Origin of the sequence: Enterococcus sp. DIV0436a (genome assembly GCF_051711605.1) — a bacterium.
Classification (GTDB): Bacteria; Bacillota; Bacilli; order Lactobacillales; family Enterococcaceae; genus Enterococcus_B; species Enterococcus_B faecium.
Window position 1 is genome coordinate 269,224 of record NZ_JBIONA010000001.1, and the last position, 14,495, is coordinate 283,718.

At 30.9% G+C, this 14,495-nt stretch carries 13 protein-coding genes; 10 read left to right on the top strand and 3 right to left on the bottom strand.

Translation table 11 applies throughout. The annotated features are described in order from the left end of the window. Positions 1-43: 43 nt before the first annotated feature. Both IGL15_RS01310 and IGL15_RS01315 read right to left on the bottom strand, forming a co-directional pair. Positions 44-826, bottom strand: a complete 783-nt coding sequence (locus IGL15_RS01310) for a DNA-methyltransferase (RefSeq protein WP_052410490.1) — start codon at positions 824-826, stop codon at positions 44-46. Beyond that, the gene (locus IGL15_RS01315) at positions 827-3,502 is read right to left on the bottom strand and encodes a DEAD/DEAH box helicase (RefSeq protein WP_052410491.1); all 2,676 of its coding nucleotides are present in this window, start codon (positions 3,500-3,502) and stop codon (positions 827-829) included. A 513-nt stretch (positions 3,503-4,015) separates the two neighbouring features. Between IGL15_RS01315 and IGL15_RS01320 the strand changes: the two genes are divergently transcribed. The 10 genes from IGL15_RS01320 to IGL15_RS01365 all read left to right on the top strand — a co-directional run bounded on the left by IGL15_RS01320 (position 4,016) and on the right by IGL15_RS01365 (position 12,870). Further along, entirely contained in the window at positions 4,016-5,065 is a 1,050-nt protein-coding gene (locus IGL15_RS01320; protein WP_052410492.1) for a dsDNA nuclease domain-containing protein, read from the top strand. Then, positions 5,065-6,753 carry a hypothetical protein gene (locus tag IGL15_RS01325; protein WP_043952096.1) on the top strand — a complete coding sequence of 563 codons (1,689 nt, stop codon included), beginning with the start codon at positions 5,065-5,067 and terminating at the stop codon, positions 6,751-6,753. The genes IGL15_RS01320 and IGL15_RS01325 overlap by 1 nt, the downstream gene beginning before the upstream one ends. A gap of 299 nt (positions 6,754-7,052) precedes the next feature. Then, the gene (locus tag IGL15_RS01330; protein ID WP_002333860.1) at positions 7,053-8,336 is read left to right on the top strand and encodes a PD-(D/E)XK nuclease family protein; all 1,284 of its coding nucleotides are present in this window, start codon (positions 7,053-7,055) and stop codon (positions 8,334-8,336) included. 30 nt (positions 8,337-8,366) lie between these two features. Further along, the gene (locus tag IGL15_RS01335; protein ID WP_002333861.1) at positions 8,367-8,984 is read left to right on the top strand and encodes a hypothetical protein; all 618 of its coding nucleotides are present in this window, start codon (positions 8,367-8,369) and stop codon (positions 8,982-8,984) included. A gap of 108 nt (positions 8,985-9,092) precedes the next feature. Then, a complete protein-coding gene (locus IGL15_RS01340; RefSeq protein ID WP_002333862.1) occupies positions 9,093-9,401 on the top strand; it encodes a DUF960 domain-containing protein in 309 nt (102 codons plus the stop codon). Between the two features lie 26 nt (positions 9,402-9,427). After that, positions 9,428-9,727, top strand: coding sequence for a hypothetical protein (locus IGL15_RS01345; RefSeq protein ID WP_002340122.1), 300 nt, complete (start codon positions 9,428-9,430; stop codon positions 9,725-9,727). A 173-nt stretch (positions 9,728-9,900) separates the two neighbouring features. Beyond that, positions 9,901-10,446 carry a DUF1643 domain-containing protein gene (locus tag IGL15_RS01350; protein WP_104817299.1) on the top strand — a complete coding sequence of 182 codons (546 nt, stop codon included), beginning with the start codon at positions 9,901-9,903 and terminating at the stop codon, positions 10,444-10,446. Positions 10,447-10,601: 155 nt separating this feature from the next. Next, a complete protein-coding gene (locus IGL15_RS01355) occupies positions 10,602-10,898 on the top strand; it encodes a hypothetical protein (protein ID WP_002324318.1) in 297 nt (98 codons plus the stop codon). Next, complete coding sequence (locus tag IGL15_RS01360) at positions 10,891-11,781, top strand: EcsC family protein (RefSeq protein WP_002324319.1); 891 nt, start codon at positions 10,891-10,893, stop codon at positions 11,779-11,781. Before IGL15_RS01355 ends, IGL15_RS01360 begins: the two co-directional genes overlap by 8 nt. An 81-nt stretch (positions 11,782-11,862) precedes the next feature. Beyond that, a complete protein-coding gene (locus IGL15_RS01365) occupies positions 11,863-12,870 on the top strand; it encodes a DUF4767 domain-containing protein (protein ID WP_104817301.1) in 1,008 nt (335 codons plus the stop codon). 334 nt (positions 12,871-13,204) lie between these two features. On the opposite strand, the gene IGL15_RS01370 is transcribed toward IGL15_RS01365, so the two are convergent. Continuing rightward, positions 13,205-14,434, bottom strand: a complete 1,230-nt coding sequence (locus IGL15_RS01370; RefSeq protein ID WP_033627961.1) for a hypothetical protein — start codon at positions 14,432-14,434, stop codon at positions 13,205-13,207. Positions 14,435-14,495 lie beyond the last annotated feature (61 nt).

Below are 14,495 nucleotides of genomic sequence, written 5' to 3' on the forward strand. Positions count from 1 at the left end.
AAAAACCTCACAAGACACTTCTAGCTTTGTGAGGTTCTTTACTCTATAAAAAATCATCTAAATTGAAAAAAGTATTATCAAAATGTTTTTTTAAGTAATCTTTTGCTAATGGGTCAGTATCACATAAAATTGCAGATCGTTTCTCCTCTATTGCAACTATTCCTGTTACACAAGAACCGGCAAAAAAGTCTAATACTTGTCCGTTTTCAGGACTTAAACCTCGAATAATTCGTCTTATTAATTCTTTAGGCTTTTGTGTAGGATGACCTACTCTTTCTTTGGAATTTCCATTTAACCGTCCGATTTCCCATACATTCGTGGGATTTTTCCCCTTTTCTATAGTTTCAGGATTCAATCGTTTATCCTTTAGATACAAAGTTTTAGTTTCCTCGTTATATGGAACCCTGACGGCATCTAAATCAAAATAGTAATTTTTATTTTTAACAATCCAAATGATTTCCTCATGCCTATTTGCAAAAAAACGTTTTGCTGAAATTCCGTTTTTATAATACCAGACGATAGTATTTGCAATGTTGAATTTTGTATTATGACGGATATAGTGAATGAGTTCATATAAATCACCAGTTTTTTTTCCTTCAAATTGAGTGCCTCCAAAAATTATACAGTTTCCGTTTTTTTTGAGTACTCTATAGGCTTCAGTTATCCATAGTTGTGCCCAACTAATATAATCTGTAAAGATATCCCAGTCGGTTAAACTAATATTATATGGTGGATCTAGCAGGATCAAATCTACTGATTCGTTTGGGAGCGTTTCAAGAACATTAAGGCAATCGTCAATAATAAGTTTTATTGTATTTTTATGCATTTAGAACTCCTCAAGAACTAGAACATCGTCTTTAGTAAATAAGAAATTATCAGTTCCGAATTTAGGGCCAAATAATTCTTTCATATTTTCTAGTTCTTCTGAAATATTAAAACTACGAGGTGCTTCAGCTAATTTTTTTCTTTTTGAAAGTTCTTGCTTAGTTTCATTCCCATTTAAGATGAGAAGCTTTTTGTATACTGCAAACTTATTTAAAACTAGTTCAGAATGCTTTATTTCTAAAATTCCAATGCTTTCGGCTAAATTATTTAAGAATGGAACTCTTCTCCTACTTCCTTCTAACGAAGGGATTTCAATCCCATTAGATTCTATGAAGGATAGTACATAAGGGGATTGAAAAAAATTTTTATAAAGGTTATTCTTTGAAATTATTTCTGTTTGGAGTTCTCTATAAAAAACATGTAGTAATTGTTCAAAAGCATCAAAATTTAATAGAATACTAAACCAAAGTTTTTTAGCATTAGAATTATTGTCAAGAAACTTAGCGATCTCATTGTTAAAATAAGATTCATTTTTTTGCATTCTCCAAGATAGTGGTTCAGTTAAGTTAATGTTAATTTTTTGTAATAGTGGCTTAAATTCGCCTACTAAGTCTTTTCCTGTATTTGTTAAAATAAGATCATTTGACTTTATTTTCCGTGCATCTTCTAGAAGTCCTAATTCCATGAGTGCTTGAATTTTATATTTAGATTGCCTTTGTAGAGTGCTTGTTCGGCGATCTTTACTCAAATCACCAGTCATTCGAATATATTTTTCATCAATTAATGAACCTTCTCTTTTTGATATTGAAAGGTGGTGCAAAATATACATGATATGACCTAGTGAAGTCCCTTGAGGATAGTGATAACTTGATTCAGTTAGTTCATTTAATTCATTTAGAAATTGATGCCAACTTCCAAAGTGTCTATTTACAAATGAGATAGGTATTAGACTCTCGCTTTTCCAATCTTCGATATTAACACGTTTGCCAGAGAGCTTGTCCTTAATTGAATAATATTCTTCTTTCAAATCTTCTTTTGTATACGTCGTAGCATTCAAATCTTGTTGGGTCATTATTTGTTCTACTCTGTCATCAAAGTTAACATTAATATGGTCACCATAATCATAAAATACTTTTCCAGTGAACTGACCATCTTCGTTTTTGGCTTTAGAAGCACTTTTGGATAACCATTCACGTATCTTGTTTGCTTTATGATAATTACCAATAAAATCTAAAACTATGACTTTTTCTTTTCCAGTAGCTAATCTTAAACCTCGACCTAGTTGCTGTGTAAATACGTTTTTACTTTCAGTAGGGCGTAAAAATAGTAGACCTCGAACATTTGGAATATCTACACCTTCGTTAAACATATCTACGGTAAAAGCAATATTATATTCATTGTTCCTAAAGTCTTCAATTAATCTTGTTGCATCAGGTTCACCTGAATTTATGGAAACAGCCCTTATACCGTTATCATTAAAAAGCTGTGTCATTCGATTTGCATGATCTATTGACACACAAAATCCAATTGCTTTATCTCCATTAATGTATTTTTTATATTTTTCGAGGATAGCTCTATTTCTGCTTTGTATATTGAGCACTCTATCCAAATCTTGAACATCATACTTATTGCCGTTAAATTTAATTTTTGAATAATCAATATCATCAGTTAATCCATGGTATTCTATATCAACAAGAAATCCAGCATCTATGGCATCGTGAAATGTAAATTCAGCTATTTTTTGATAATCAAATAATTCCATTATATCTTTTCGATCATTTCTATCTGGTGTGGCGGTCATACCTAACATAAATTTAGGATTAAAATACTCAAATATTTTTTTGTATGATTTTGCTTGTGAATGATGTACTTCATCAATAACAATGTAACTAAACTCATTCGGTTCAAATAGGGAAATGTTTTTGGAACTGACTAAAGAATCTTTTGATGCAAAGAGAATTTTTGATGACTTAATATTATCCTTTTCTTTACCATCAAGTTTTCCGAGTAATACATCTCCCCCCCATATCTTGGAATAGGCCTTCATAGCTTGGCGAAGTATTTCTAAGTTATGAACAACAAAAAGGCCTCGACTTTCTGGATCTTGCTCAGATAAGAACCTTTTCATATCCATTGCCGACAGGTATGTTTTACCAGTACCTGTTGGCATTATAATGATGCCTTTCCTTTTTCCAATAGAGCGACTGAAGTCAATATTTTTCAAGGCTTGTTTTTGTATTCCGTTTGCTTTTATTGGCACAGATGGTAGAAGATCAGGTCTGTATTTTTCAATTGCATTTCTAATAGTTTCGAAAACGTAGTTCCGTTTAGTGGAATCTTGTAATTGCGTATAGGAGAATCTAAGAATATACCAGTTATTGATAATCAACTCATTTTGTCGAAATAAGCTATCATCAAATTCTTCTGAGGATATTGCTCCTTCAGCATGATAAGATTCTCCGTCTATTTCAAAGGCTATTTTATTTAGACCTTCGTCATGAAAAGCAAAATCAATGCGTCGTTGCTTTCCAGATTGATCAATAAAAGGTTCTTGTGCCTTTAAAAATTTCAATTTATCATTGCCAATGATAGGAATTACAAACTCTTCAACAAACAATTTTTCACTTTGTTGAGTTATACCATTTTCATCAAAATACTTTTTTAGTTCACTATTCATTTTTTCCCCCTAGAAATAGATAATTGAACACACGTATATATCTAATTTTTATTATTTTTGGATCGATTGATTAATGTAAAAAAATAAAAAGCCCCAACGCCACATTTAATGATTAGAGACTTATATTAATGAAGTCGAGCACTTCTTCCTGTATTATAAAACTAATTCTACGTAAAAAAAAGTTTATTATAGAAAAGTTGTGTTTAATCTATAAATAGTATTATGAGATCTCTAGAACTATGGAAATAGTATTTTAAGGTGCTTCTATTTATATTGTAATGATGCTTTTCAAACCATCAATACAGAAATTTCTAGATATAATAAATTGAAACATACGGTTTAATTGAAAAAATATAAATGAGGATAAAAGTGTATTGTTCACTTAAATAGTGAGTGGTAAAAAATTTAATTTTACAGTAGGGGTCTCATATAAATTTTAAGAGAATTATAATGCAATACAGTATCGTGGTATAATATCAATGATATTGTATTTTATCATGGAGGGGCGAGCAAATGACACGTGGAAATTATATGACTTATGAAGCTGATGAAGCTGGTTCCAGAAGTAAAAATAGATTTAAATTTGAAGTTTTTTGGGGGTTAAACAAATTTCTAGATGTATTTCTCGAATCTCAAGAGTTTACTATGGTTTTTGACTATGTCTGTGATATTGAGTTACATTACGATGGTTCATATGAATTTTATCAAGTAAAAACCTCCTCAGCCAAATCTTATACTACTAGTAAATTAACAACAGTTGGTAAGAAAAAAAAATCAATTATTGGTACACTTTATAAAATTCGGTCAAAAGAAATTAAGGAAGGTAGTAAATTGTCTAAGCTTGCTATAGTATCAAACCTTCAATTTAATGATCCATTAGCTAATGCTCAACCAAATGCTGAGCTTGCTTTTACTCAAATTAGCGATAAAAATAAAGAAAAAATTCTTTCTTCTCTTAAAAAAGAATTTAATGATGAAGAAATAAACCTTAAAGATATCTTTTTTATTACGACAGATTTACCCATACACAGTTACAAAGAAACTATGATTGGTAAAATTAATACCTTTTATAATGAAATATATGAAGATGATATTATTAAGCCAGCCGCATTGTTGAATGTTTTGGCAGAAGAAGTTCAACTAAGAGCAGACTTTGAAGGACAATTTGATTCATATAATGATGTTTTAGAAAAAAAAGGCTTGTCAGCTAACCGTTTTGAAGTTATTCTAGATAAGTATTCAGAACGTATGTTCTCCATGGCTCAGAAGTGTCGTGAAGAGATTAAACTAGTCATTAAAAATCCAGTAAGGCGTGTTGAATATTTCAAATACATACAAATACTCCTTTCTGATATTAAAAGAACTTTTCATTTAAGAGAGTTGATGAAAAGCATAACTGAAGATATTCAAGTTAAATTAATTGAGCTCGATGATGGTGAGACGTTTGACTTTGCTAGACAATATATAGAAATTACTGAAATAAAATTTCCGATTGAGTATAGTAAAAATGAAAAAGAGATATTCGCCTTAATAGCTCTAATAAAATTGGAGGAAATGATGTGATGAAGGACAATCGTTTAATTATTAAAAATGTCCAACTTTTTTTGACCGCCGAAAAAAAAGCTAAAAAGATAGAATTTACTGATGGAGTTAATATTTTGACTTCTAATCAACGAAATGGTAACAAAGTTGGAAAGTCATTAATTCTAAAAAGTATTTATCATGCTTTAGGAGCTGAAAGTCATTTAGACAAAGTATTACTTCTTGAAAAAATGGTTTTTATTGTGCAATTTAATGTTTCTGGTGTAAACTATAGTATTTTACGTTCTGGGAGTTTATTCAAACTGTTTGATGCTGAGAATGAATTAATCGTAGCGACAGAAAGTGCTTCGAAACTTGCTAAAATATTATATGATATCTATGGTTTCTCAGTCTATTTACCCTCGAGAAATGAGAAAAAATTAGAAATTGCTCCTCCTGCTTTTGCTTATATGCTTAATTATATTGACCAAGATCATATGCATGGCAGTTCCTTTGATTCGTTTAGAAATTTGAGTCAATTTACTAACTACAAGGAAAATTTACTATATTGCCATTTCGGTCTCTTTGATCAGAATTTTTTTGAATTAACTACCAACAAAGACAAACTAAGTGAGGAGTTAAGGAATAAAAATGATGAATTGAATGTTATTGGTAATATGCTTGATAAAATTAAAAAGGACATCCCGAAAGCTGTACCCGAGAATGTAGAAACTCTAAGAATAGAACTGAATCGTAGAGAAGATGAATATAGAAAAATATACAGTAACCTTAAAAAAATAAAAGATAAATTAATCAGGCTAAGAAATAGTCATGCAGAAATACTTTTTTCATTAGAAAATGTCAAATATCATAAGAGAATTGAAGATAGTGATTTGAGAAAAATTATGAAGGAGCACACGTGTCCTTTATGCAGACAAGACCTACATGATACTCTAGAAATTAGGGTAATCAAAAATATTAATCTTGAGGATCTCTCACAAACTAGTCTAGATTTACAAAAAGTACTATTAAAGACAGAAAAAGACATTGAAAAAGAAGAAGAAACATACTATAAATATTCGAATAAACTAAAAGAGTACAAAAAAATACTACGAGGATCAGTGAAAAATCAAGATGAAATCATTAAAATGCAAGGATATTCGGATTTACAGGCTAAACTTAATCAAGAATGGTCTGCTGAGCATAATAAGGTTTTAATATTGAAGGATAGAATTAAGTTTATTAATGAACAACTGGATGAATTCAAAAAGAAAAAGTCAAAAGTTAATGCTAGTTATTATCAATCAATGAAGCAAGATATAATAAAATTTGGTCTAGAAGAAATTACTGATAAGTCTATCCAAAATATTCGAAATGTAGTTTCTGCCACAGGGAGTAATACATCAGTAATTACTATAGTATGGTATTTTAATCTCCTTAAATTGAAGAATGAGTTCAATCCAGAAGCTATAAAATTTCCTATCATCCTAGATTCCCCGAACCATGGTGAATTAGATGACGAAAAGAAAGGAAAACTTTTCGAATATTTGTTTAATAATATTATGGATAATTCTCAGTGCATAATATCAACGTTAGGATTCAAGAGAAGTAACTTTGATAATGACTTAGAGCTCAATATTATAAATCTTGATAACCCCTCATATCAATTACTGACTCCAATTGAGTATGAAGAGAATAGAGAATTTTTGGAGTTATTAATTGAAAAATAATTATTTGGCTATGATTGAGTTACAATCATAGCTATTTTTATGAAATATTTCTAAGAATATCATTCACTCATGATACGCAGCTCCGTATCATAAATGATGATATTTTTTAAGAGAAAAAATTATCCCTATTTTAAATAATAGCAATAGGTAGTGGTTGGGAGAAATTTATAAATAACTTTGTTATTTGCTTTGGTAGCCAAGTAAGTTGCAAGAGAAAAATAGATACTGTTAAAAAGATAATGTAGACATAGAAACAAATACGTAAAATTTTAGTTAGAATGATGGCAAGGAGAAAAAATATGATAGATGAAAAAAAGTGTTTAAAAAATCTATTGGAGGATATGGATGATATTGAAGAAAGGCTATCTAAATGGACTGGGAAAGCAAATATATTTCAGATACTTAAGCTATCTAAAAATGAAATAAGACATAGTAATTTTTTAGCTTTTTTGTTTGCTCCAAATGAAACCCACAATTTATCTGATGAGTTTTTTAAAATGTTTTTGAAAAGGTATATAGATTCTAATGATGATACCAAAGCTGCTATCAATTATTTTGATGCTTTACTTAATAGCTATGAAGATTTAATTGTTTACAGGGAAAATAATAATATTGATATTTTATTGGTATCGGAAAAAAATAAAATAGTGGTGTGTATCGAAAATAAAATTCTGTCTTCGGAGTCTAGAGGGCAACTTAATAAATACCAGAGATATATAGAACGCAATTATTCTAGCTATAAAAAAATTTTTGTTTTTTTAACTCCAGATGGAAATGAACCCACAAATCCAAGTTGGGGCATAATTACTTACAAGGATATCGTTGAAATACTGGAGCAATTAATGCAAAAAAATAGTATGGAAAAGAAAGTATATTATTTGATAAAAGACTATGTTGATATTTTAAGGAGAGATGTCGGAATGGATGATGAAATCAAAGAAATCGTTAGAAAAATTTATCAACAACATAAAGAAGCATTGGATCTAATATTTGAAAATATACCAGATAATTTAAGTTTAATGAGTGAATTATACATTGAAGCTTTGGAACAGATTGCTAAAGAAAATGAAATAATTTTTGATCCCAAGTATAGCGGAAAATCTATAGTGAGATTCCAAATACCAGAATTCACTAATTTATTTCCAGATTTACCTTTGTCTCACCCAGGTGGATGGAGTAACCACAAAATGTATGCTTTCGAAATATTAAATAAAGGAGGAAATAGTGTCGGAAAGATAAAGCTCGTATTTACTGGTGAGATTCCAGAAGAATATAAAAAAATTGTTGAAGAATTAATGTTAACGACAGGAGTAAAAAAGAAGAAAGAAAATTGGAAATGGTGGAACGTTGCCGAATGGAAAATTAACAAAGTGAATATGAGATTTATTGAAGACCTTTATACAAAGTTAGAGAATGAAGGAAGGGATCAAGTTGTAAAAGAAATCAAGAAATCGCTTGAAAAAAATTTAAAGGATATAAAAGAAAAAGCCAGTGAATACGAAAAGATAAAAAATAATTTTATTCTGAAGTCAGAGAATAGTATAATAAATTTTGAGAAAACAAATGTAAATTTAATTGAATAGAAGTTCAGATACATTCTTTGGGAGGTAAGTATGAATATTAATGAAATTTGGCAATCAGAAGATGAAGAAATTTGGAAAAAAGCTTTAACAGAAGCTATGGTAGAAACTGGTAGAGATAATTGTATTGAAACAAAATTATCGAGGATTAATATTGATTATGTGAGTCAACTTGAAGTAGAAGATTTTTATGATTTTTTATACGATAGTTATTTCGTTTGGAAATATACGGCAAAAAATAGATTAGCTACTTCAAGATCACATTTTGAAAAACATAAAAATAATCTATCAGAGTTAAGTAAAATTCAAAAGGAAATTTTTAGTTTTGAATTACCTAATACTAAGTTGGGATTAATGTACGCTACACAAATCAACGGACTTGGTGTAGCTGGTGCATCAGGATTACTAGCGTTATTATTTCCAAGCTACTTTGGTACGGTGGATGAAATGGTTGTTCGAGCGTTATTAAAAACTGAAGAATTTAAAACTGATGAAAAAATAAAACAAATGAATCCACAAAATTTGAAGATAGAAGATGCAGTATATTTAATTGATATCTATCGTAAAAAAGCAAATCATTTAAATAAAATTTTTAAAACTTACAGCTGGACACCTAGAAATATTGACGTTATTCTATGGCATTTCCGGTAGTATTAGTTATCTGAAATAAATATAATTTCAATTATATATTATATCCATGAAGTCCAATCTTCTTTATAGAAGATTGGGCTATTTTTTATGGCAAAGGAGGGAAAAGAAATGTTTCAAAATAAAGGACAACGTTATGTCACAAAGGGAGTAATGGACAGTTTGCCGGTGGAATTACAAGCTTTATGTTGGAATCTAATCGATCAAAAGGTTCAAAAGCAACTTCCTTTAGACTATCTTCAAATTTTTGAATTTTCGATTAAAAAAGGAAATCAAAAGTTGGTTCATCGTCAAGAAGAACCGGAAGAAAGAAAAGAGTATCTGATTTCACCTAAGCTTCGTTTGAAATCAGTGTCTCAAAAAATATGGGTCATTGATTCGGGTGAGTATCAAACGATGTTATTACCAGAAGAATACTGATATCTAAAAGAAAGGAACGAAAGGACTTGTTAGAAACGGCTATCGAAGTACTGGAAAAGTGTGCACAGCTAGTCACTACTCCTGAAGAGTGGGGCTATGAATCCGTTACGATGGAAAAAGAGGAAATTGAAATGGGTACGCTTCCTAAAGATGTTCATCTACCACGTTTAGTGATGACACATCTTTATATTTATTGTGCACCAGAAGATGGAAAAGACTATGTAGTTTATTTTATTACAGATATTACCAGCCAGCGAGAATTTGTTCGTGGGTTACTGGTAGAAGGACGATTGGTTTGGAGTCAGATTGGAGGAACGAATGAATAAGATCGATTATTTGAGAATGATTGCGAAATGTTTAGAAGATATCCTTACAGCGATTTATCAAATTCTGAAGAAAAAAGGAGAAAGAATATGAAATATTTTCAACTAGTATTGACACTTATAACGGCAATGGTGATTGAATTGCTTGAACAAAAATTGGCTTAGGAGAAAAAGAGATGATTGAAAAAGAATTAGTGACCACACAAACAGAGGTTTGGCGAGACCCTCATCATACCCATCGCTATGTTTTCAAACGACAATGGGCGATCAAAGGAAAAGAAGCGGAAGATAAATTAGCGGTAGTCATTACTATTCGTCCAACAGATACAGAACCATTTACGAATGATTTGAGTATGTTATTAATCGAAAAGAATATCCGACAATTAGGATTTACTGGTTTTATTGCTGTGAATCTTTTTTCGTATACAAAAGCGAAAAGTCCTCGGGTATTTCCTCGAGGAAATGATGAACAATCTTTGGAAATATTAACGACTGTTTTTACAGAAAAGAAAATCAATACCATTATTTTTGCTTGTGGTTCGATTACAGCGACGAGTCAAGTGGCTTATGAACAAGCAAAGACCATTTACGATCAATTGAGTGCGAAACAAAAGAAGATGACCAAAGTATTGATAAATGCAGAAGGCAAGTTATCCCATCCATTAAGTATTCATGTTCGTAATGAATGGCAATTGGCAGATCATTCTTTGTTATTTCAATAAACGAAAATAAGTATTCAATGTATATGTTTCTTTTTCTGTTATTTTACTTGTTCTTTTACAGACTAAACAACTTGTAAAACCTCTTGTTATATGCATTATCAATGAAGGAATCAATATGATATTTTTAAAATGTCAGAGGAAATGGAGGTGAGCAAGTGAAAGTAGATGGGGAATGTTTGACGAGTTCGTATAAAAGTATCTATGAATTTTTTGAGGAAAAAGGACTAGACACGGATTTACTTTATCAGTTTTATATTGCTTTTCGTGGGCAACAGTTATCGTTCCCAATGAAAATGTATGACCGAGAATTAGTCGCTCAAAAAATTGAAACAATGGTACAAGAAAACCATTCCATTGATTCTAGGAAATTAACGGATCGGTATGGTTTTTCAACGAGATGGATTCAAAGTATTATCAGACAACAACAAAAGGAGCAACATGTACATGGCTAATGAAGAAACAGTAGGTTTGAGAATCATAGAAGAAGCATTCAAATTACCAATGGTCAAAGTTGATCGTCGAGCATTTTTGATTCAAACATTTCAAGGAAAAGTTTCTGATATTGAAGGACTCATAGAAAAGGGACCACAAGCATTTTTATCCAAAGAAATGCTAGATCGTGAAGCACAAAAATGTATTCAATCGATTACCTTGAAATCAAGTGCGGTATCGTTAGCAACTGGACTCCCAGGAGGTATCGCTATGGCAGCAACTATTCCAGCGGATCTCCTTCAGTTCTTTGGTTATTCATTACGATTAGCACAGGAAATTTCGTACATTTATGGATTTAAGGATTTAATGGGAGAGAATGGAGAGCTCAGTGAAGAAGCAAAGAATACGCTGATATTGTATTTGGGAATTATGCTTGGAGTAACTTCTGCAGGTTCTGCCGTACGAGCGATGTCTGGAAAGTTATCTACACAAGCATTGAAAAAGATTCCTCAAAAAGCATTGACACAAACGTTGTATTATCCAGTAATCAAACGAGTACTAGGTATTTTTGGTACAAAGTTAACTAAAAATACCTTCGCGAAAGGTATTTCTAAAGCAGTACCAGTTGTGGGAGGCGTTGTTTCAGGAGGCATCAATTACTTGTCTATGAAACCAATGGCAACAAAGCTTCAAACAGAGTTAGGGAAAAATGTAGCGTATACAGAAGAAAGTCTCCAACAAGATTTAGATATTTTAGAAGGTGAATTTGAAGAAGTGTCTTCTGATATCGCATCTTCTGATACAGTTCTTTCTCAATTAGAAAGACTTTCTCATTTGTTGGAAACGAATATGATTACAGAAGAAGAGTTTCAACAATTGAAGCAAGAGCTGTTAAAGAAATAATTATTTAGAAAAAGCAACCACTTATACGGGTGGTTCTTTTTCTTGAATGAATTCAAATTTATTATTAGGAGAAGAAACAGGATGAAAGCAAAACGATTATTCCTATTAGGCACGATTCTTTTACTTGGAGGATGTTCTACTGTCTCTCAAAACGAACAAAAGAAACAAGTGGATTCAACAACTCATGAAACTGAAACAACAAGAAAGGAATCTTCTACAAAAGAAATAGAAAAAACTACTCAAGAAACTAACACAACAGAGTCTAGTAAGGCAACGAGTTCAGATACGAGTGATTCTCAAATAAAACAAGAATTATGGGATACAAATAAAGCATCTCAATTAGCAACTTTTGTCCCACAATGGGGAAAGACATTAGGTCAAGAATATAAAAGCTACAATCCTCAGAACAATGTAAGTCTGTATGGTACGCCTTTACCAAGTGCAGTTATTGATGGAAATTGGAAAATGGCAATCAATGAAGCACCAGTTACTGTACAATGGTCAGAAGATGGAACTGGAAATGCAGGATTTAATTTAGTAGCAGTTTATTCTGATGTAGAAACTGGAGAATATTTAGGGCAGCATGTATATTTCTTTGGTTTTCAAAATGGACAACCTAAAGTTTATTTAACGCAACAAAATCAAGGCAATGATAAAAACTACATGTACTTCAATGAAACTCAGAACCAACAGTTAAAACAAGGTTTCAGTGATATTGTGAATGGACAAACTCCTCAAACTCCAGTAGTAGAAGAATCTACTCAACAAGCAACAACTACAACGACACAATCTACAAGTAGCTCAGCAATTTCAAGTTGGGAAGCTGCTAAAGAAACTGTACTAAATAATAAAGCGTTATGGATTTATGAGTCTCCAGATAAAAATGAAGCAAATACTAATATTATTGAATCCACCCAATATAGAAAAGATTTAATGCAAGATGAAAATGGAGAATTTTATCCAGTTGATATTTCTACTGATGATATTGGAAATACGGTAATGAATGGAGGAAAACAATTCCGTGTTTATACAGATGGAAGAATTTCTCAACGTGTTGGAATGACTAACAATTTTCAAATGATTAAATAATATTATAGACTGAGAATAGTAGTTTTAAAGAAATATGTACTGAAATATTAGAAACATTTCTGATGAAGTTACTAGTATAGAAAATAATTTCGTACTTACAGGGATTGAAGCGTGTATCAATGTATTGGTATGCATGGGTATAATCACATTTATCCTTAGAAAAAGTAATTAAGAGTGATAATTAAGAGCCCCTGCTAAATAAAACTTAGTAGGGGCTCTATTAAGTTTATTTGTAACATTAAAGTAGCTAAGCAAATGCATTATAAGTACCCTGATACCTTAATGTAATACTAGGTATATCAGTAAAGTATCAGCTAAGATAGTCAATTAATTATTACTCAGTTTCGGTTTCAAATAGATGCCTATCTAAGTCTATTTCTGGCGATAAGAGCTGCCATTCCCACAAATTTGAAGGCAAAATTAAAGTATTGAGATTTTTTGTTTTTGAGACACGGTAGTGAATGATTTCATTTGGAGATAAGGTCATTGATAATTTTGATTTAACAGTATGAATTTTATTTTTAAAGGAGCTCCAGAATTCGATATTCGAATGAATGATGCTCATATTTTTCTTATTAACAATGATATACGTTTTACTTTTTTCGGAAATTTCTTGACTCTTTCTAATCTTTTCTATTTCTTGATATAAATCCCCTGTTACTTTTTTAAATATCCCTTTTTTTTCCTTAGCAACATGTTTTAGCCCATCCCATTCACCATAATATAGAGAGTTACGCTTATTTTTTATATAGAGTGTGTAATAATTTCCATTAGGAAAAGGAACATCTTCCGGATAATCTAAATTTACTTCTATATACAGATTGGAATGATTGTTTTCCTCTTCTTGTTTTTCCACTTTCTCTTTTTCCTTCTCTTTCTCTTTTATTTTAGTGGGATCTAGTGGACAAGGAACAATTTTTTTAGTACTCCATAATTCGGCTAAAATAGAGGAAATATTCATTAGTGAGAGAGTTTCTGTCTCTTTTTTTAGAAGAGGAATTAAATACTTCTGTGGTGACCAACCAATTTGTCCAAGCTTAAAGATCCCATTATCATCAGTAATCGATTCTATTTTCTCTAATACAAATTGTGCATCGTTAGTTAATTTATAAGGCTTAGATTGTGTCATCATGAAATTAACTAACTCTGAAATTAAGTCCTTAGAGAATTCTTCATATTGAAAAAATTTCTTGATAGTGACGTCATCAAAGGTTATGGCGTATTTCATAAATTTATTAAGAAGTTCAATATAACCTACCTCGGAAAAAATTTTATTGTTTGCTGGTACATACTCTGGAGAATTTGTAATCCTGAAGAAATCAAATTCTTGCTTCGCCACGCTAGTAAAATTTCGTTTTCTATTTTTTATTTTATTCCATTCTGGTTTCGCGCAGTTTTGAAAAGCCGAATCAAAACTTAAGCTATTGTCACTTTTATAAGGTAATTCAAAAAATTCTTTAACGATTTCAACGAATTGAAATTCATAAAGTACATGAAACATAATAAACATCCTTTCAAAATATATATTGCCCACCAATTGCCCACCATCTGCCTGATGATTCAATACGATGACTGTGATTAAATTAAATTGTTCAAAATATAAGGTATATTGTTATTTTAACAGA